Annotated in this window: 20 protein-coding genes; 7 read left to right on the forward strand and 13 right to left on the reverse strand. The window is 70.2% G+C overall.

The features are described from left to right. Positions 1–23: 23 nt before the first annotated feature. Positions 24–1,868: a transketolase gene (locus H0B56_RS19630; RefSeq protein ID WP_343063970.1), complete on the forward strand. Its 1,845-nt coding sequence runs from the start codon at positions 24–26 to the stop codon at positions 1,866–1,868. A 307-nt stretch (positions 1,869–2,175) separates the two neighbouring features. On the opposite strand, the gene H0B56_RS23550 is transcribed toward H0B56_RS19630, so the two are convergent. Beyond that, positions 2,176–2,370 carry a ferredoxin gene (locus H0B56_RS23550; protein ID WP_219632942.1) on the reverse strand — a complete coding sequence of 65 codons (195 nt, stop codon included), beginning with the start codon at positions 2,368–2,370 and terminating at the stop codon, positions 2,176–2,178. Between the two features lie 172 nt (positions 2,371–2,542). On the opposite strand from H0B56_RS23550, the gene H0B56_RS19640 reads away from it, so the two are divergent. Further along, positions 2,543–2,887, forward strand: a complete 345-nt coding sequence (locus H0B56_RS19640; RefSeq protein WP_180894573.1) for a hypothetical protein — start codon at positions 2,543–2,545, stop codon at positions 2,885–2,887. On the opposite strand, the gene H0B56_RS19645 is transcribed toward H0B56_RS19640, so the two are convergent. Further along, the gene (locus tag H0B56_RS19645) at positions 2,884–3,546 is read right to left on the reverse strand and encodes a dienelactone hydrolase family protein (protein WP_180894574.1); all 663 of its coding nucleotides are present in this window, start codon (positions 3,544–3,546) and stop codon (positions 2,884–2,886) included. The two genes, H0B56_RS19640 and H0B56_RS19645, sit on opposite strands and share 4 nt — an antisense overlap. Positions 3,547–3,579: 33 nt before the next feature. Then, positions 3,580–4,746 (reverse strand): site-2 protease family protein, encoded by a 1,167-nt coding sequence (locus tag H0B56_RS19650; protein ID WP_180894575.1) that lies wholly within the window; start codon positions 4,744–4,746, stop codon positions 3,580–3,582. Positions 4,747–4,940: 194 nt separating this feature from the next. On the opposite strand from H0B56_RS19650, the gene H0B56_RS19655 reads away from it, so the two are divergent. After that, on the forward strand, positions 4,941–5,105 hold the full coding sequence (locus H0B56_RS19655; protein WP_180894576.1) for a hypothetical protein: 165 nt from the start codon (positions 4,941–4,943) through the stop codon (positions 5,103–5,105). Positions 5,106–5,210: 105 nt separating this feature from the next. After that, positions 5,211–5,582: an STAS domain-containing protein gene (locus tag H0B56_RS19660; protein ID WP_180894577.1), complete on the forward strand. Its 372-nt coding sequence runs from the start codon at positions 5,211–5,213 to the stop codon at positions 5,580–5,582. Positions 5,583–5,613: 31 nt separating this feature from the next. Here H0B56_RS19660 and H0B56_RS19665 read toward each other — a convergent pair whose 3' ends face one another. Next, positions 5,614–7,134, reverse strand: a complete 1,521-nt coding sequence (locus tag H0B56_RS19665; RefSeq protein ID WP_180894578.1) for a flavin-containing monooxygenase — start codon at positions 7,132–7,134, stop codon at positions 5,614–5,616. Positions 7,135–7,268: 134 nt separating this feature from the next. On the opposite strand from H0B56_RS19665, the gene H0B56_RS19670 reads away from it, so the two are divergent. Then, positions 7,269–7,415: a hypothetical protein gene (locus H0B56_RS19670; RefSeq protein ID WP_180894579.1), complete on the forward strand. Its 147-nt coding sequence runs from the start codon at positions 7,269–7,271 to the stop codon at positions 7,413–7,415. 65 nt (positions 7,416–7,480) lie between these two features. Here H0B56_RS19670 and H0B56_RS19675 read toward each other — a convergent pair whose 3' ends face one another. The 8 genes from H0B56_RS19675 to H0B56_RS19710 all read right to left on the reverse strand — a co-directional run bounded on the left by H0B56_RS19675 (position 7,481) and on the right by H0B56_RS19710 (position 15,013). After that, the gene (locus H0B56_RS19675; protein WP_180894580.1) at positions 7,481–8,278 is read right to left on the reverse strand and encodes a SigB/SigF/SigG family RNA polymerase sigma factor; all 798 of its coding nucleotides are present in this window, start codon (positions 8,276–8,278) and stop codon (positions 7,481–7,483) included. Further along, positions 8,275–8,706, reverse strand: coding sequence for an ATP-binding protein (locus H0B56_RS19680; protein WP_180894581.1), 432 nt, complete (start codon positions 8,704–8,706; stop codon positions 8,275–8,277). Before H0B56_RS19680 ends, H0B56_RS19675 begins: the two co-directional genes overlap by 4 nt. Positions 8,707–8,775: 69 nt before the next feature. Next, a complete protein-coding gene (locus H0B56_RS19685) occupies positions 8,776–9,228 on the reverse strand; it encodes a DUF4383 domain-containing protein (RefSeq protein WP_343063976.1) in 453 nt (150 codons plus the stop codon). A gap of 71 nt (positions 9,229–9,299) precedes the next feature. After that, positions 9,300–10,664, reverse strand: a complete 1,365-nt coding sequence (locus H0B56_RS19690) for an NAD(P)/FAD-dependent oxidoreductase (RefSeq protein ID WP_425484552.1) — start codon at positions 10,662–10,664, stop codon at positions 9,300–9,302. 16 nt (positions 10,665–10,680) lie between these two features. After that, positions 10,681–10,917, reverse strand: coding sequence for a hypothetical protein (locus tag H0B56_RS19695; RefSeq protein WP_180894583.1), 237 nt, complete (start codon positions 10,915–10,917; stop codon positions 10,681–10,683). Between the two features lie 143 nt (positions 10,918–11,060). Beyond that, a complete protein-coding gene (locus H0B56_RS19700) occupies positions 11,061–12,761 on the reverse strand; it encodes a TIGR03767 family metallophosphoesterase (protein ID WP_180894584.1) in 1,701 nt (566 codons plus the stop codon). Positions 12,762–12,883: 122 nt separating this feature from the next. Next, positions 12,884–14,236, reverse strand: coding sequence for a choice-of-anchor B family protein (locus H0B56_RS19705; RefSeq protein WP_180894585.1), 1,353 nt, complete (start codon positions 14,234–14,236; stop codon positions 12,884–12,886). Between the two features lie 183 nt (positions 14,237–14,419). Continuing rightward, the gene (locus H0B56_RS19710; RefSeq protein ID WP_180894586.1) at positions 14,420–15,013 is read right to left on the reverse strand and encodes a TetR/AcrR family transcriptional regulator; all 594 of its coding nucleotides are present in this window, start codon (positions 15,011–15,013) and stop codon (positions 14,420–14,422) included. A gap of 135 nt (positions 15,014–15,148) precedes the next feature. Here H0B56_RS19710 and H0B56_RS19715 point away from each other — a divergent pair, with 135 nt between their 5' ends. Both H0B56_RS19715 and H0B56_RS19720 read left to right on the forward strand, forming a co-directional pair. Continuing rightward, the gene (locus H0B56_RS19715; RefSeq protein ID WP_246361347.1) at positions 15,149–16,096 is read left to right on the forward strand and encodes an SDR family NAD(P)-dependent oxidoreductase; all 948 of its coding nucleotides are present in this window, start codon (positions 15,149–15,151) and stop codon (positions 16,094–16,096) included. Then, complete coding sequence (locus H0B56_RS19720; RefSeq protein ID WP_180894587.1) at positions 16,093–17,742, forward strand: AMP-binding protein; 1,650 nt, start codon at positions 16,093–16,095, stop codon at positions 17,740–17,742. Before H0B56_RS19715 ends, H0B56_RS19720 begins: the two co-directional genes overlap by 4 nt. Positions 17,743–17,790: 48 nt before the next feature. Here H0B56_RS19720 and H0B56_RS19725 read toward each other — a convergent pair whose 3' ends face one another. After that, positions 17,791–18,066, reverse strand: a complete 276-nt coding sequence (locus H0B56_RS19725) for a PASTA domain-containing protein (RefSeq protein WP_180894588.1) — start codon at positions 18,064–18,066, stop codon at positions 17,791–17,793. Positions 18,067–18,196 lie beyond the last annotated feature (130 nt).

An 18,196-nucleotide genomic window follows, 5' to 3' on the forward strand; every position in this document is an offset into this window, starting at 1 on the left:
GGCAGGACATCAAGGAGGCGATCGTGTCGGGTCCGGAACCGTCGATCCAGGAGCTTTCCGAGCTCGGCCAGCAACTGCGGGTGGATGTCGTCCGTTGCACCCACAAGGCGCAGTCCGGGCACGCGACGTCCGGGCTGTCGGCAGCGGACCTCATGGCGGTGCTCCTTGCGCGCCACCTGCGCTACGACTTCGCCGATCCGCACGAGCCGAACAACGACCGCCTGATCTTCTCCAAGGGGCACGCGTCCCCGCTGCTGTACGCGATGTTCGCCGCCGCGGGCACGATCGATGACGAGGAGCTGCTGAGCTACCGGACGCTGGGCAGCAGGCTGGAGGGCCACCCGACGCCACGGCTGCCGTGGGTGGACGTGGCCACCGGCTCGCTCGGCCAGGGCCTGCCCATCGGGGTCGGCTTCGCCCTGGCAGGCAGATACCTCGACCACCTTCCGTACCGGGTGTGGGTGCTCTGCGGGGACAGCGAGCTGGCAGAGGGGTCGATGTGGGAGGCCTTCGAGCACGCGGGCCAGAACCGGCTGGACAACCTGACCGCCGTCATCGACGTCAACGCTCTCGGCCAGCGCGGTCCCACCCGCTACGGGTGGGACACCACGGTGTACGCGACGCGGCTGCGAGCGCTCGGCTGGCACACGGTGGACGTCGACGGCCACGACCCGGAGCAGATCGACCGGGCCTACACCGAGGCCGCGGAGTCCGGCGAGCCGACCGCCATCCTGGCTCGTACCGTCAAGGGCAAGGGCGTGAGCGCGGTCGCAGGCGCCGAGGACGCCCACGGCAAACCGGTACCGGACCTCGACGAGGCGGTGGCCGAGCTCGGGGGCAGGCGGTCGATCACCGTGGATGTCCCGGCGCGGGCACCCGCCGGTGGGCACGCCATGCCGGGCGAGCCGGTGAAACTGCCGAGCTACGAGCCCGGCCAGGAGGTCGCCACGCGTACCGCCTACGGGGAGGCGCTGGTGGCCCTCGGTGACGCCCTCCCCGATGTCGTCGTCCTCGACGGCGAGGTCAGCGACTCCACCCGCGCCGGGTACTTCGCGCGAGCACATCCCGACCGCTTCTTCCAGTGCTACATCGCCGAGCAGCAGATGGTCGCCGCTGCCGTGGGAATGCAGGCCCGCGGCTGGACACCGTACGTCGCGACCTTCGCGGCGTTCCTCGGGCGTGCATACGACTTCATCCGGATGGCCGGGGTCGGCCGGGCGGACCTGCAGCTGGTCGGGTCGCACGCCGGGGTCTCCATCGGCAAGGACGGCCCATCACAGATGGGCCTGGAGGACATCGCCGCGTTCCGCCCCATCTACGGCAGCACGGTGCTCTATCCCTGTGACGCCAACCAGACCGCCCATCTGACCTCGACGATGGCGGCCCATCCCGGCATCTGTTACCTGCGCACCACCCGGGGGGCGACACCGGTGATCTACGAAGCCGAGCGATCCTTCCCCGTCGGCGGGAGCTGCGTGCACCGCGCGGGCGAGAACGACCTGGTCGCGATCGTCGCGGCGGGGATCACCGTGCACGAGGCGCTGAAGGCGGCCGACCACCTCGCCGAGCAGGGTGTGCCCGCACGGGTGATCGACGCCTACTCGGTCAAACCGCTCGACGGCGAGACCGTCCGGGACGCCGCGGCACGCACGGGACGGGTGATCACCGTCGAGGACCACTGGCCGACCGGCGGGCTGGGCGACGCGGTACTCGACGCGCTCACCGACGCGCACGCCGCACCCCGCGTCACCAAGCTCGGCGTGGCCTCGATGCCGGCCTCGGCCGAGCCGGACGAGCAGCTGCACCACGCGGGGATCGACTCCTCCGCGATCATCGACGCCGCCAGGGCCCAGTTGAACCAGTCGTGATCCACATCGCGGGAACAGGAGCAGCCGTGGCACACCGCGCCGCAGGCTGCGCGCGCCAGGCGGGCTGTGGGTACCGGGCCGGGCGATGCGATGACCGCCACTCCGGAGGGAGGCGGGCTTCAATCACGGCGCAACGGCAGAGCTTTCCCGTGTACGAGGCCACGCCCGGAATATTCGCCACGGCGCAGCTGGCGGCACCCAAAGCGGGGACGAAAACGCGCCCGCTACGCCTGCCGGACCGTCAACTCGTAGCGGGCCGACACGAGTCGTAGGCACGACGAGCGCCGCCTGTCACCCGCGATACCGGCTATTCGTCGATGGACAACGCCTGGACGGGGCAGATCTCGACACCCTGCTCGGCGACGTCCTCCTTGCCGGGTGGCACCGGCTTGCCCTCGCCGATGTCGCTGAAGCCCTCCTCGTCGAGGGTGAACAGCTCGCTGTCGACGACAGCGCATTGGCCCCGGGCGTCGCACACGTCGGGATCGACACTGACCTTCACCTGCTGGCACCTTTCCACACGCTCACCTGTACCCGGGCCGACATAGAGCCGGGTACACCTTCCAGTATCCGCACGTCGGAGCGCTCGTGCATAAGGCGGGTGCCACCACCCGCACGTCACCGGGCGATACCTGCCACCCCGTGGCCACAAGGGCGGCGTATGCTCGCCGCACGTGACGGACCAAACGGATGCAGGCATACCCACGGAGCAGCTCGCCGTGGTCAGCGGCGCGCTCGACCTCCTCGACCGGCACGCCGAGCTCAATCACCGTTACCGCAAGCTCATCACCGAGTCGCAGCGCGAGCTGGCCACCGACCGGGTCCGGCTGACCCTGGCACGCGGCATCGCGAAACGGCTCATCGTCCTCATCCGGGCAGCGGGGCCGCAGCTGCGCGCCGAGCTGGACGAACGCGAACAGCGGGTCCTCGACGAGGCGCTCGCGCACGCCGAGGAACTCGCCTACGACACCAGCAATCCCGGCCGGCCTCCGCGCGAGCCGGGTCAGGCACCGGGCTAACCCGCTGCGACGCGCGTGCCCGAGCCGTGCCCGACGAACCACTCGCCCGCCCACTCGGCGACCTGGTCGAGCGCACCGGCCTCCTCGAACAGGTGCGTTGCACCCGGCACGACCCGCACCTCGTGTGGCGCGACGAGCCTGCGCGCGGCCTCCTGGTTCAGCTCGAGAACGTGCTCGTCCCGCCCACCGACGATGAGCAGGGTGGGGGCGCGCACCTGCCGCGCCTCCTCGCCCGCGAGGTCGGGGCGCCCGCCACGGGAGACCACAGCCGAGACCAGGTCGGGACGGCGCGCGGCGGCCAGCAGCGCGACCGCCGCCCCGGTACTCGCCCCGAACAGGCCGAGCGGCAGGCTCCGCGCCCGGTCGCATGTGGACACCTGATCGATCACGTGGATCAGCCGCCCGGTCAGCAACGCGACGTCGAACCGGAACCGGCCGGTCCGGGCGTCCTCCCGCTCCTCCTCCGCGTGCAGCAGGTCGAACAGCACCGTCGCAAGCCCCCTGTCCTGCAGCTGCCGCGCCACCGCCTTGTTCCGGGTGCTGTGCCGTGAACTGCCCGAACCGTGCGCGAAGACCACGAGCCCCAGCACCCCGTCCGGAACGGTGAGATCGCCTTCCAGCAGGGCGCCGTCCACCTGGAACCGCAACGACTCCGTCATACCTGCCTCCTCGCCAACACCGGTCGCTACGGCCTACCCGGCCGGCCGGAATATCGTTCCCGCGCCACGCCCGCCCGCGCTGCCGTCGAGACCTCGCAGCGTGCTGATCACGCTGACGTCACGCGAGGTCAGGATGCCGGCGAGCGCGCCGTCCTCGACGACGAGCGCCCGCCCGCCCGCGCTGCCGTCCAGCCGGGGCAGCACGTCTGTCAACGCCTCGTCCGGCCCGACGACCGGAACGTCCGCGAGCGAGTCCGCGACCTCGGCGAGCGTGGTGACGTGCCTGCGCTCCGGGCGGACCTTCGCGGCCTGCTCGACGGAGACAAGACCGCACGGCCTGCCAGAGACGTCCACCACGGGAAACGCCGAGTGCTTGCGCACCGGGGCGAGTTCGCTGAGGAACGTCGTGACGCCGGTGGAGCCATCCACCCGGTACGGCCGAGACGTCATCGCGTCCCGCACCCGCACGCCTGCCAGCGCGCCACTCGTCCGAGCCTGCTGCTCCTCGACGGTGGCCACGGTCACGATGAACAGGCCGATGAGTATCCACCAGATGCCGTCCGGACCGGCCGTTGTGAATACCCATACACCGCCGAGCACGATCAGCCCGAACCCGAACCCCTTGCCGGCACGCGCGCTCCACACCGCCGCGCGGTACCGGTCCCCTCGCCACGCCCACAGGGCCGAGCGCAGGATCCGGCCACCGTCCAGCGGTGCGGCCGGGATCAGGTTGAAGATCGCGAGCACGACGTTGATCAGGGTGAGGAAGGACAGCACGACGATTACCAGCCCGGTGATGCCGAGAAGCGTCGATACCCACGCGAGCAGCCCGAAGAGCACCGCCACGACGACGCTGGCCAGCGGCCCCACCCCGGCGATGCGGAGCTCCGCCCCCGGGCTGGACGCCTCGCCGCGCAACCGCGCGACACCGCCGAGCAGCCACAGCGTGATCCCGTCCACCGCGACGCCGTGCCCGCGCGCGACCAGCGCGTGACTCAGCTCGTGCGCCAGCAGCGACACCAGGAACAGCACGGCACCAGCGACGGCGGCCACGGCATACGCCACGGGGGAGTAACCCGGCACGACCTCGGGCCAGCGCGCGAACCCGGCGCCCGCCAGGATCGCGACGACCCCGAGCACGCTCCAGTGCAGCCCGATGCGGACTCCGGCGATCCGTCCGAGCGTGACGGTGGCTGTCATGGTTCGCTCCCCTCGGCCGTCGTCCCCGGCCGTGTGGTTCCCGCCGTACCGCAGCCGGCGCGTTCACCCCGACGCCCGGATACCCCGGGGGCCCGCGCCCGTATGCATCTGCCCGGTCTCCTTCCCAGTATCCGCTCGTTCCCGCCGCTACGCCGCCCCGTTTGGCGTTCGTAGCCGCGGGGAACCCGGTGGGCATGACATCGGCATCAGCACGCGCACGCTCGCTCGCCAGGCTCACTCTCGCCGTCGCGGCCACGGCACTGCTGGCCACCGGATGCCCGGACGGGGGCGACGGGGACGGCGGTGGTGACCTACCCGACTACGGGGTCGGGCAGGCATCGGCCGACGGCGCCGAGTGAGCCGACACTCCCTGAGTGGGTGGCCGCACACCGGTTGAACGTCCGGGGGTGTCGCTAGTAGAGAGGAACTGTGTACCTCACCCGAGCCGTGGGAGGAGCACAGCCATGCGGCCTGACACCATCGACCTCTCACTCGATCACCCGACCCAGGATGTCGCGGTCGTCACGGCTGCGGGGGTGGTGGACGCCGCCACCGTCGGGCGGCTGGACGAGCTGCTCGCGCCGAGACTGTCGTGCGCGGTGAGCATGGTCGTGCTGGATGTCTCCCGGGTGCACTTCCTCGGCATCACCGCCGTGCAAAGCATCCTGGCCGCGAGCCGCCGGATGCGTGCCCGTGGTGGGCGGTTCTGCCTGGTGGGGCACCCGCACTGCGTCGAACGGGCGCTGCGGGCTGCGAACTTCGCCGGGCAGGTCGAGCGTTACTCGACCGTGGACGAGGCGCTGGACTCGCACACCGGCATGCTGGCGGGTCGGTGATACGCATCGAGTTCGCGTCCGGCCGGCGCGGCTAGCCCGCCACGCCTGCGAACCCTGCTCGTTCCCTGGGGGATCGCACGGTGAACTCGTAGTCGCTGGGTTCGAAGCGCGCCATGCGATGCCGGTACCGCCACGTCCAGTCCGGCCACAGGGTGGCGTTGCGACCGGTGCTGTCCAGGTACCAGCTCGAGCAGCCCGTCTGCCACACGGTCGGTTGCATCTTGCTGTCGACCCAGCTGTTGAAGCCTTCCTGCACGTCGGCACGCACCTCGATGGTGTGCGCGTCGCGCCGGTTCATCTCGCGTAGCGCACCGAGGATGTAGCTGATCTGGGACTCGATCATGTAGACCATCGAGGTGTGGCCGAGGCCGGTGTTCGGTCCCAGCATCATGAACATGTTGGGGAATCCCGCGAAGGTCGTCCCCAGGTAGGCGCGCGGGCTGCCACGGAACATCTCGTCGAGGCGCCTGCCAGCCCTGCCGTACACCTGGTGCGCCGCTGGCATGTCGGTGACGTGGAACCCGGTGCCGAACACGATCGTGTCCACCGGGTACTCGGTGCCGTCGGAGCCGACCACCGAGTTCGCGCGGATCTCGCGGACCCCGCCGGTCACCAGCTCGACGTTGGACCGCTCGAGGGCCGGGTACCAGGCGTTCGACGGCAGGATTCGCTTGCACCCGAGCGTGTAGTCCGGGGTCGCCTTGCGGCGCAGCTCGGGGTCACGCAGCTGGCGGCGCATGTGGCCGAGAGCGAGCCATTCCAGCCCGCGCATCAGCTTCGGGTACTTCACGAAACCCGGCACCATCAGCTCGCGCCCCACGTAGACGCCCGCCCTGGCCAGCCGCTGCAGCGGAGGGAACGAGCGGTACAGGCGGCGCTCCACCTCGGTGAGGGGGCGGTCGGTGTGCGGAACCACCCAGGGCGCGGTGCGCTGGAAGACGTACAGCTGCTCGACGTCGGGCGCGATCGCCGGGACGTACTGGATGGCCGATGCGCCTGTCCCGACCGAGGCGACCCGCTTGCCCCGCAGGTCGTGCTCGTGGTTCCAGCGCGCGGAGTGGAACATCGTGCCCTGGAAGCTGTCCAGCCCCTCGATGTCGGGGTAACGGGGCTCGTTCAGCGGCCCCATCGCGCTGATCACCACCTGGGCGGACAGCGTGCCGCTGTCGGTGGTGACCTGCCACCGCAGAGCCGAGCTGTCCCAGGCTGCCGAGCGCACCTCGACGCCGTACCGGATGTAGTCGGTGACGCCGAACTCCTCGGCGCAGTCGGCGAGGTAGCGCCAGATCTCCGGCTGGTTCGAGTAGGTACGGCTCCAGTCCGGTTTCGGCGCGAACGAGAAGGAGTACAGGTGGGACGGAACGTCGCAACCGCAGTTCGGGTACGTGTTGTCGTTCCACGTCCCGCCGACGCTCTCGCGGCGTTCCAGCACCACGAAGTCGTGGATCCCGGCTTGCTTGAGGCGTATGGCCATACCCAGCCCGGAGAAGCCGCTTCCCACGATCGCGATCCGCACCTGCTCCGGTAGGTGCCCTGCTGATGTCTCGGTCATCCGCTCGGCCCTCCACGCGATGGCGTGTCCACCACTGTAGATGGTCGTCGCCGCTGGTGCGAGGTTTGTGCACCGGCTGCGCGCGGGTACTCCCGTATCACGACCGTCCGGCGTCGACCCTCGAGGAGGTAGCGATGAGTAGCCAGCCGCGAGGAGAGATGGGGCCGGATCTCGAGTTCGTCCCCGACGACGAGCACCTACCCGAGCACCCTGACGAGGAGCAGCACGTGGTCGACGACGTCACCAGCGACGAGGACGGCTACATCGAACCACCCGACTGACAGCCGCTCGGGGTGAGCCGAAGGACTCCTCGGATACCACATGTGTACCGAGGGGGTCCTTCGGCTCACCCCTCGTCTTCGGTGATGCCCTCGCGGAGGCGGGCGAGCGAGCGGCTCAGCAGCCGGGAGACGTGCATCTGCGACAGGCCGACGCGCTCCGCGATCTGCGTCTGGGTGAGGTTCTCGAAGAAGCGCAGCGCGAGGATCCGGCGTTCCCGCTGCGGGAGCACGCGCAGCAGCGGCTGCAACGACTCGTGGTACTCGACCCCCTCGATGCCCGCGTCCTCCTCGCCCACGGTCTCGGCCAGCCGCATCCCCTCGTCGTCGCCGGTGACGCTCTCCTCCAGCGAGGCCGGGTGGTAGGCGTGCCCCACCTGGAGTCCCTGGTAGACGTCGTCGCGGCTGACCCCGAGGTACTCGGCGATCTCGGCAGGGGTCGGCGCCCTGCCGAGCCGCTGGGCGAGCGTGCTGCTCGCCGCGCTGACGTCCTGGTGCAGCTCCTTCAGCCTGCGCGGCACGCGCATCGTCCAGCTCGAGTCACGGAAGTGCCTGCGCACCTCCCCCATCACCGTCGGAACGGCGTAGGACAGGAAGTCGGTGCCCTTGCCGGGGTCGAACCGGTCGATCGCGTTGATCAACCCCAGCGTGGCGACCTGGACGAGGTCCTCCTTCGCCGCGCCCCGGCCGGAGAAGCGCCGCGCGATGTTCTCCGCGACCGGCAGGAAACCGGTAACCAGCTGCTCGCGAAGGTCCGCTCGGCGCGGGTCGTCCGCGTCCAGCCCCGCCAGCTCGTCGAACAGCGGCAGCAGGTGCTCGTACTCGTGCGAATGCTGCCGGTGCGGGGTGGCGGCGGGCTCAGTCACCCCGCCACCACCGGCCTCCGCTTGGACAGTTCGATGCTCACGAGATGCTGGCCGCTCCCGACGCCATCGGGCTCGCTCCACGTCACGGCGGAGTCGGTCAGTGTGTTCAGCACCTGCCAGCCGAACGAGGACGTGCTCGGAGCCTCGGTGTGATCACTGCACACCGAGGCGGTCATGGCGATCTCGTCGGAGCCGATGGTGAAGCGGCACCCCAGGATCGACTCGGCCGCGGCCAGCGCGATCAACGTCGCGCACGCCTCGTCGACGGCGAGCTCGAGGTCGGAGATCGCGTCCAGGTCGAAGTCGGCGCGCATCGCGATGTTCGCCGCTACCGAGCGTACGATCGGCAGGTGCACGACGTCGGCTCCGAGCCTGAGCTCGATATCGTCCCGCGAGTCGATCTCCACGTGCCGACGCTGTTCACTCACTGTCACGACTCACCAAGTTCCGTCTCGTGTCGTGGTCACATCGCGGGCAGGAGCGCCGGTGCACGGCACTCACAGATCCTCCATGGGAGTGTAGGAGGCCCGTACACGACGTAGGCCCCGCCTCCCGCCTGCGCCCTCCAGGAAGCCGAACACCGCGGTGAGCGCGTACACCACCACGTTGGCCGCTCCGATGTTGAGCATGTCGCCCTCGTTCCCTGTGATCACCGACGCCGCCCCGTAGGCGGTCAGGCCGGTGAACAGTATGAACAGCACCCACCCGAACAGCTGAGCGCCGACGGGACGCACCAGCGACGCCACGCCGAACACGATGACCCCGGCGTACAGGAAGTTCAGCCCCGCGCTGGCGGTGAAGATCCAGAACGACGCATCGGGGTTCCACCCACCCAGCGTCCCGTCCGAGGCGAACAACCCCCCGATGAGCAGGGCCAGGTAGACCAGGCACATGAACGCCATGACGATCTGCCTGCCGGTGTGCCATTGATGCCTGGAACCTTCCGCCATCGTCACCACCCACATCCGTTGCCGGTGGAATGCTGGTACCGGGCTACCCACGACGAACAGCCGCAAACCTCCTAATCCCGCCCGTTCCGGACCGCCTCGTCGTCCCCGGCCGTCCGGGTACCCTGCGCCTCGGTCGCCATGGCGAACTCGCGGCGCGGGTGATGCAGCTCGCCGAGCGCGACGACCTGCCTGCGAAACGGCAACGACAGCAACCAGTCGGCCGCGATCCGTGCCTTGCGGTGCCACGTCGGCATGGCCGCCAGGTGGTACCCGCGGTGCGCGAGCCAGGCGGGCTTGCCCCTGAGCCGGATCCGGTAGATCTCGGCGACTCCCTGGTAGAGACCGAGACTGGCCACCGATCCCGCGTATGCGTGCCGGTACTTGCGCGGCTTGCCACCGTGCAGCAGCGCCAGCACGTTCGTGGCGATGCGCTTGGCCTGCCGGGTCGCATGCTGCGCGGACGGCCCGCAGACGGCGTCGCTGCCCTTGCTCGTCAGGTCCGGAACCCGCGCGGCGTCGCCCGCGGCGAACACCGACCGCAGCCCCTCGACCCGGAGCGTGGGCGTGCACCGCACCCTGCCCCGATCGTCCAGCGGGAGGTCGGTGTTGCGCAGCACGGGATGCGGCGTGACGCCCGCCGTCCACACCACCGTGTCGGTGTCGAACTCCGTCCCGTCGGACAGCTCGACGTGCCCGTCGTGAACCGACGACAGCGTGGTGTTCAGGTAGGCCTCGAAGCCGCGTTCGCGCAGCACGTTCAGGATGTACCGGCCGAGGTTCGCGCTGACCTCCGGCATGATGCGGTCGGCGGCCTCCACGAGGATCCAGCGCATGTCCTCTGCAGCCACGGTGTCGTAGTAGCTCGTGGCGGCCCGGGTCATGTCCTCCAGCTCGGCCATCGCCTCCACGCCGGCGTAGCCGCCGCCCACGAACAGGAAGGTCAGCAGGCGCCTGCGGAGATCTTCGTCGAGGGTGCTCGCCGCCGCGTCGAGCCGGGAGAGCACGTGGTTACGCAGGTAGATCGCCTCGCCGAGGTTCTTGAACCCGATGGCGTGCTCGGCCAGCCCCGGGACCGGCAGGGTCTTGGACACCGATCCCGGGGCGAGCACGAGCACGTCGTAGCCGACCTGCCGCACGTTGCCGTCCGCGACCCGAACCGTGACCGTGCTCGCGGCCGAGCTCACCCCGGTGACCTCGCCCGCGAGCACGTCGCAGTCCGGCAGGATCTCGCGCAGGGGCACGACGACGTGCCGGGGCTCGACCGAGCCAGCGGCCGCCTCCGCCAGGAACGGCTGGTAGGTCATGTAGGACCGCGGCTCGATGACCGTGATCGTCGCCCTGTCCACGGAGAGCTGCTCGCGCAGCGCCCGCGCCGCGGTCATGCCCGCATGGCCGCCACCGACGACGACGACGTGTGTCGGGTGCACTCCACGCACGCCGAGAACCCCCGGATCAGCTCGATTCGTTCAACAGGCGGCTGGCCATGAGCTTCTTGCCCTGTTCGGCAGCCTTCTCGTTGTTGTGCTGGATCTTGCGGAACCACTTCGCCAGCTCGGCGTCACCGTCGCGCTCGGCGTCGCTGGCGTAGGTCTCCATCTGCCAGGCGTAGTGCAGCGACGCCTGCACGACAGCCAGCAGGTTGTAGTTCTTGTCCGCGGTTTTCGCTCCCTCAGCGGCGGCAGCAGTCATTCGTGTACCTCCATGTCGGTAGTCCTTGGTGGCAGGCAGGTTGCCTACCCATCACAGGGCTACCCACGAAGGCGCCGCCTAACCACATCGCCGCGCGTTCGTTCCCAGGAGCGGCACCGCTCCTCGCGTGGGAGGCGTGCCCGTCACGCCCGGAACGGGTGCGGAAGCAGCAGCTCGGTGTTGCGATCGCGCTCGGTACCCGTGCCGACGCCGAAGCCCTTCTGCGGGTCGTTGGCGGTGAGCTCACGCGCGAACGAGGCCACATCGTCGTCGGCGTGATCCACCATCGTCGTGAAAACCGACAGGGTGCCATCGGCGTTGTCGACGACCTCGACCAGCCGGGCCTGCGCGGGCCAGTCGATGTGCGCGGCAGTGCCGATATCCCAGAACGGGCCTTCGCGCGGGGTGATGACGTTGTTGTGCGTGTGGCCGTTGACCCACGCGATGACGCTGGGGTGCGCGGACACGGCGGCGAGCACGTCGTCGGCGTTGTGTCGCGGGAGGTCGTTGCCGTCGACCCCGGCGAACGGGTCCGGCGTCTGCACCGGGTTGTCCAGCGAGCGTGGCCCGTGGTGGCTGAACAGCAGGACCGGGATCCGCTCCTCGTCGGCCTCGGCCAGCCGCGCCTCCAGCCAGTCCAGCTGCCGCCTGCCGACCGATCCGGAGGCCACGCCACCCGGGTTGACCGTGTCGAGCACGACCCACCGCACCTGACCGACGTCGTGCGCGTAGTAGGAGACGTTGCGTTCGATGTTCTCCGGCGTGAACCCGTGCCCGCGCGGCTCGCCCGGCGAGTCCAGGTGCGCCCGCATCCAGTCCCGCCTGCTCGCGTACTGCCGCTCGGAGTCGGCTGCGACCGTCAGCGCGGGCGCTCCCGGCACGCTGAGCTGCCCGAGCGCGGCCGCGGGGTCGGTGAGGCTGTGGCAGGTCGCGTGCAGCGGGGTCCCGACCACTTTCAGCTCCCCCTCGGCCAGCACGCGATACGGCGGCAGCACCGGGGAGTTGCCCTGCGCGAGCCCGTCGTGGTTGCCGTAGCAGCTGAACCAGGGGACGCCCACGCCTGCCGCGTCGAAGGGCAGCAGGGCCTCCTCCAGCCAGCCGGGCGCGTCCGGGTAGCCGAACAGCACCTTGTACTGGTCGGGATCCGAGGTCACGTCCGGATCCGGGTGCCAGTAGGCCCGGTCCCCGGAGCGTTGCACGCCCTCGTAGGCGTCACCCGCCCCGGACTGCGGGGAGACCTTCCGGCCGGTCAGCACGGTCCCGTCCATCAGGTCGAGGAAGGTCTCCAGCTCGTTGCCCTGCTGGTTGTCGGTGTTGTCGCCGGTGCAGATCGCCGCCTGCACCGGCGCGCCCGTCACCGGGGAGGCTTCGATCGCCCGGATCCTGCGCAGCATCGCGTCGGCGATCCGCGCGCTCGCGGCCTCCTGCGGGCGGTGGGCCGACGAGAAGATGGCCAGGCTCCCGCACTCACCGCCGGCGTAGCGATCCAGGAACTCCACCCTCGTGGTCGACTGGGCGTCGAGCACGTGCTGGTCGGTCAGGTGCACGAACGACAGCAGGCTGTCCCGTCTGCCGTGCCTGCCCGGTCGCGGCTCGGCGAGATCGTCGCGCACCACGTACGGCTCACCGTCCCCGACGGCGACCTCGCGGTAGTCGCCGATCCGCCCCTCGCGCAGCACCGTGCCGGGGACAAGGGTGCGTGCCAGGGTGGTCAGCTCGGCGGCGGCCCGCGCGGCCCGCGGGGTCCGGTGTGCTGTCCCGGCTGACGCGCCGGTGGGGATGCCGGCGAGGGCCGCCGTCGCGGCCATCAGCCCCAGGAACTCGCGGCGGCGGGCGCGTGTCATGGCTGGGGATCCTAGCAGCTCGAACGTGCGGAAACGACCGAAAACGAAAGGGGGTACGAATGCGGGCGGGGCAGCCCGGGCTCGCCCGCCCGGACCGCCCCGCTGCCGGTGTGTTCAGCGGGTCAGTTCCCGCTCCTGCTCACTCGCGGCTGCAGGACGAACAGTCCCCTGTCCATCGTGTTCACCGCGACGATTCCCTTCTGGCGGAAGTGGGAGTAGTTGCTCCACGTGCCGCCCTCGAAGGTGGCGTTGTCGTTCTCCGGGTACACGTCGAAGAACGCGACCTCGGACAGCTCACCGGAGGCGACCTCGCTGGTGTCGTACACGCGCAGGCCCGAGGTGTAGTTGGAGGCGTACGCGAACGAGCCCTCGGTGTAGATGTTGTGGTCGATCGATGTCGTCTCGTTGTCGAACGTTCCGTTCACCCCGGGCGCGGTCAGGTCGCTGACGTCCCAGACCCGGGTACGGGTGTTCACCCCGTGCTCGACCTCGTCCAGCTCGTCGCCGTGCAGGAAGTACCGCTGGTCGGGTGTCAACGATCCCTGGTGGCTGTAGCCGTCCTCGGCGTAGTCCTCGCGGGCCAGGGCCACCGGGTTGTCCTTGTCCGTGACATCCACGATGGACAGACGGTTCTCGATGCCGTCGCCGACACGGTTCGCATTGGAGTTGAAGCAGATCTCGTTACCCCGGTACCTCGCGTCCGGTCCTTCGTAGATCACGCACTGGGTGTCGTGGATGTAGCCGTGCTCGGCGAAGCACCCGGCGAAGCTCGGGCTGGTCGGGGCCGTGATGTCGACCATGTGCAGACCGCCCTCGCAGGTGTCCGAGCCGACCACGTAGGCGAACCCGGTGTCCTCGTTGACGGCGACGTTGTGCGCGCGGTCGATCCCGTCGTAGTGCGCGTCCTCGTCGAAGGTCACCGGCTCACCCGTGGCGCCGCGCAGGCGGGTGAGGTCGAAGACCTGCATGCCGTGCGGGATCTGCTCGGAGACGATGAAGGCGTGATCGTCGTGCACCTTGATGTCCCGCCAGAACGGCCGGTTCTCGTCCAGAACGTGCGCGGGCAGGGTGCCGACGTGCCGGGGCCGCTTGGGGTCGCTGATGTCGACGAAGGCCGTGCCTTCGGTGCCACCGAGAAGGGCGTAGTCCTTCTTCGTCGCCGGGTCGGTCCAGCCCCACATGTCGTTGGCGAAACTGAACCCGAGATCGTCCAGCGTCAGATGGCTGAGCATGTCCACGCCGTCACAGGGATAGGTGTCGGCGGCCATGCCCTGGATGCAGGGTGCGAACCCGCGCGGGGCGTTGCTGTCCTCCTCCGCGTCGGCTGCGGCGACAGCCTCGAACTCCTGCTGCTGCATCTCCATCGGCGGCGGCTGCACCTCGTGAAACCCGCCGTCGTGCGCGGCCGAGGGGGCAGCACCCAACACCGCGACGAGGAGGGTCCCCACTCCCGCGGTTATCCATCTGGCTCTCATCGTTGACCTCCCGGGTTCTCCGGTGTATATGCGTCGCCTGCCTCACCCAATAGACTTCACACCCACTTAACAAGGCGCCATTTGGTCTAATCGTGCGGTAACACCCGATATGCACAACTGGGAGGATGCGGGCACGGCCTCACCCGCCGCGACCTCACAGGGAGACGGGCACCACCGTGCCGCTCACCGGGGGATCAAGGTCAGCAGCGAGCGCAGCAACTGGAGAAGGTGCTCGACGGAGACGTTCGGGTCGATCAACCGGCGGACCGCAAGGCCGATAGCGAGGTTGACCGCCGAGTCCGCGAGCGCGCGCACCGGCACGAGCCCGCCCGGCTCCCCCGCCGGGAGCTGGTCCTCGATCGCCGCGGCGATGTGATCCACGGCCGAGCGCTGGCGATCGGCCTCGGCGGCCACGAGCGCATCCTCCGTGCGGACGTCCAGGGCGAACTCGAGCTCCAGCCGGGGCCATCCCGACGCCATCGCCTGCTCCGCCCACTGCCGGAACGCGTCGAGCTTGCCCTCGACCCCCGGTGAGCCCCGGAAGATGCTGTCCAGCTCAGCCACCCGCTCACGCTGGATGTCGCGCAGCACGTGCAACGCGAGCTCGGCCTTGCTGCCGAAGTTCGAGTAGACGACCCCGGTGGAGAAGCCGGCGTCATCGGCGACCTTCGCGATGGAGGTGGCGAGGTAGCCCTCCGCCAGGAACCGCTCGCGTGCCGCATCCAGCAGCACCTGCCGGTTGCGGTTCTGACTCTCGGCGCGGGTCAGGCGGGGCATGCCGGCAATACTAACATTGACATTATCCAGATATCACTGATATCCCAGTGGTGGCCGGTTGCGACGCGGTGGGTTCGGCACCGCGCGCCCGCTCGGTGAGCCGGCCCGCACGCGGCGAGGCCGAAGGAGGAGTCGATGGGCACTCTCGAGAACGTGCTCGACCACCCGGTCATGGTCCGGCTCGCACGCTCGCGTGCGGCGACCCGGCTGGTCAACCCGTACTCGCCGGTCAGGGACAGCAGGTTGCGCGCGGCGGTGTCCGGCAGGACCGTGCTGGTCACCGGCGCCTCCTACGGGCTCGGCGCGGCGACCGCGCGGCGCCTCGGCGCGGCGGGCGCGACGGTGCTGCTCGTCGCGCGCACCGCGGAGGCGCTCGCCGGAACCGCCGAGTCGGTCACCGCTGCCGGTGGAACCGCGCACAGCTACCCGTGCGACCTGTCCGACCCCGAAGCGGTGAAGGACCTCGCGAGCAAGATCGAGGAGCGGCACGGCGCGGTGGACGTACTGGTCAGCAATGCCGGAAAGTCGATCCGCCGGTCCATCGAGGACTCCTACGATCGCTTTCACGACTACGAGCGCACGATCGGCGTGAACTACCTGGGCCCTGTCCGGCTGGTGCTGGCGCTGCTTCCCGGGATGCGCGCCCGCGGCCACGGGCATCTGGTCAACATCTCCACCATCGGGGCCCTCATCCCGCCGGGTCCGCGCTGGTCGGCCTACCAGGCGTCCAAGTCCGCGTTCGACGTCTTCTTCCGGAGCGCCGCCACCGAGGCGGCCTGCGACGGGATCACCGCTACGTCGGTGTACATGGCTCTGATCAGGACCAGGATGAGCGCGCCGACGGCCATCTTCGACAACGTGCCCGGCCTGACACCCGACGAAGCCGCGGAACTGGTGTGCCGGGCTGTCGTGGACCGGCCGCGCAGGGTCAGCCCGTGGTGGGCCGGCCTCGCCGAGGTCGGGTTCACCGCGGCCCGGTGGCCGTGGGAGGTCGTCGCGGGCCGGTTGTTCGCGGCAGGCCGGAACCGAGGCGCCGTCCCTGCCGGCAGGTCCGCGACGCGAGCCGAGGAGGCGCGGCAATGAACGCGGTACGAGAGAGCGCGTCCGCACTCGGGCAGGCCGCGATCGCCCTCGCGGGATCCGGCCTGGCAACCGAGGCCCGGCCATGGCACCTGCCCCGGCTGGCTCGCGCCTGGTGGGAGGCGGGGGCATCGCCTGCCACACTGGTCGCGGTGGCCGCGATCCACCGGCCGCGCTCCACGGCTCTCGTGGACGACCTCGGGTCGCTGACATACGCCGGGCTCGACGACGCCGGCGCCCGGCTGGCCGGAGGTATCGCCGCGCGGCACGGCGCGGACCGGGTCACGAGCGTCGCGGTGATGTGTCGCAACCACCGGGGGTTCGTACTCGCGAGCATCGCGGCCGGCAGGCTCGGGGCGGATCTGGTCTACCTCAACACCGAGTTCTCCGGCCCGCAACTGGCGCAGGTCATCGAGCGCATGCGGCCCACGCTCGTGGTAGCCGACGAGGAGTTCCTCCCGCACCTCGCCGGGCAGGACGTTCCGGTCGTCGTGGCCTGGCGGGACAGCCTCCCGGACCACCCGGAATCCGCCCGGCGTGGCTCATCTCCCGGTGATCCGGACACTGTGGATGGACTGGTCGCGCGCCACTCGCGCCACGAACCCGGATCGCGGGTTCGCGGCGGCAACATCACCCTGCTGACGTCCGGAACGACCGGCCCCCCGAAAGGCGCGCCACGGCGCCCCGGCCCGCTGGCCGCACTCGGGCCCGTCGCGACGTTGCTGCGTCACAGCGGGCTGAAATCGGGAGACCCGGTAGTGGTCGCACCCCCGCTGTTCCACGGCTTCGGGCTGGCGATCTGGGCACTGGCGACGTTCCTGCGCTCCCCGGTCGTGCTCCGGCGCCGGTTCGACCCGGAGACAATGCTTGCCGACATCGACACGCACCGCGTCGCGTGTGTCGCGGCCGTGCCGGTCATGCTGCGGCGTGTACTCGCGCTCGGACCGGACGTCCTGGCGCGTTACGACCGGAGCAGCCTGCGCACGGTGCTGTCCGGCGCGGCACCGCTGCCGCCCGCGCTGGCGCAGCGGGTGCTCGACGAGTTCGGTGACGTGCTGTTCAACGGCTACGGATCGAGTGAGGTCGGGATCGCGAGCATCGCGACGCCCGGCGACCTGCGCGCCGCGCCGGGAACCGTGGGCAGGCCGTGTGCGGGCACGCCGGTACGGGTACTGGACCAGGCACGAAACCCGCTGCCGCGCGGGAAGTCGGGCACCATCTACGTGGGAGGCCCGCTGGTGTTCACCGGGTACACCGGAGGAGGGAGCAAGGACACCACCGGGGGATTGATGAGTACCGGCGACATCGGACACTTCGACGCGGAGGGCAGGTTGCATGTAGAGGGCCGGGCGGACGACATGATCGTCTCCGGCGGGGAGAACGTCTACCCGCAGGAGGTGGAGGACGTACTGACCCGGCATCCCGCGATCACCGACGCCACGGTGGTCGGGGTGGACGACGAGGAGTTCGGGCAGCGGCTGGTGGCCTATGTCGTCGCGCGCGAGCCACGCCCCGATCCCGGCGAGCTGTCCGAGCACGTCAAGGGGAACCTCGCACGCTTCAAGGTGCCGCGCGCCTTCGTGTTCGTCGACGAGCTGCCGCGCAACGCCGCGGGCAAGATCGTCCGCTCCCGCCTGCCCGCGGAGTGAGCCCGCGCGGCAGCGCCGGGTCAGCAGGGCCGGGTCAGCAGCGCCGGGTTACGCGGGTTCGAGTGTCTTGCCGGGATCCTTCTCGGGCGGCCCCGGCTCGTGGGCGTGCCCGCCGCGAGCGGCCCAGAGGAACACCGCGGCACCGCACTCCGCGCCTGCGTTGGCGATCGGGGCCTGTGCCATGACGACCCCGCTCTCCGGCTCAGCGGTGTAGTCCGGCCCGTAGGGCACCAGTCCGGCCGAGCGAACGATCGCGCAGGCTTCGCGGGCGTCGAAACCGACGACGTCCGGGACTTCGGTGATCTCGGGCAGCTGCCCACTCATGAACCCGACACTAAGCCACCACGCCCCGCGACGCAGGCCCTCCGGCACGATTCAGCAGCCGGGGAGGGGCGAAGTGCAGCCCGTTCACGCGCACAGCTATTGACGTGACCGCTGACTAATCCAATAATTT

The sequence above is a fragment of the Haloechinothrix aidingensis genome (assembly GCF_013450155.1).
Lineage (GTDB): Bacteria > Actinomycetota > Actinomycetes > Mycobacteriales > Pseudonocardiaceae > Haloechinothrix > Haloechinothrix aidingensis.

Coding starts and splice junctions, on each gene's coding strand:
- H0B56_RS19645 (WP_180894574.1), bottom strand. CDS start 3,546: ATGACGGAGTCGTTGCGGTTCCAGGTGGACGGCGCCCTGCTGGAAGGC.
- H0B56_RS19650 (WP_180894575.1), bottom strand. CDS start 4,746: ATGACAGCCACCGTCACGCTCGGACGGATCGCCGGAGTCCGCATCGGG.
- H0B56_RS19655 (WP_180894576.1), top strand. CDS start 4,941: ATGACATCGGCATCAGCACGCGCACGCTCGCTCGCCAGGCTCACTCTC.
- H0B56_RS19660 (WP_180894577.1), top strand. CDS start 5,211: ATGCGGCCTGACACCATCGACCTCTCACTCGATCACCCGACCCAGGAT.
- H0B56_RS19665 (WP_180894578.1), bottom strand. CDS start 7,134: ATGACCGAGACATCAGCAGGGCACCTACCGGAGCAGGTGCGGATCGCG.
- H0B56_RS19670 (WP_180894579.1), top strand. CDS start 7,269: ATGAGTAGCCAGCCGCGAGGAGAGATGGGGCCGGATCTCGAGTTCGTC.
- H0B56_RS19685 (WP_343063976.1), bottom strand. CDS start 9,228: ATGGCGGAAGGTTCCAGGCATCAATGGCACACCGGCAGGCAGATCGTC.
- H0B56_RS19695 (WP_180894583.1), bottom strand. CDS start 10,917: ATGACTGCTGCCGCCGCTGAGGGAGCGAAAACCGCGGACAAGAACTAC.
- H0B56_RS19700 (WP_180894584.1), bottom strand. CDS start 12,761: ATGACACGCGCCCGCCGCCGCGAGTTCCTGGGGCTGATGGCCGCGACG.
- H0B56_RS19705 (WP_180894585.1), bottom strand. CDS start 14,236: ATGAGAGCCAGATGGATAACCGCGGGAGTGGGGACCCTCCTCGTCGCG.
- H0B56_RS19710 (WP_180894586.1), bottom strand. CDS start 15,013: ATGCCCCGCCTGACCCGCGCCGAGAGTCAGAACCGCAACCGGCAGGTG.
- H0B56_RS19715 (WP_246361347.1), top strand. CDS start 15,149: ATGGGCACTCTCGAGAACGTGCTCGACCACCCGGTCATGGTCCGGCTC.
- H0B56_RS19720 (WP_180894587.1), top strand. CDS start 16,093: ATGAACGCGGTACGAGAGAGCGCGTCCGCACTCGGGCAGGCCGCGATC.
- H0B56_RS19725 (WP_180894588.1), bottom strand. CDS start 18,066: ATGAGTGGGCAGCTGCCCGAGATCACCGAAGTCCCGGACGTCGTCGGT.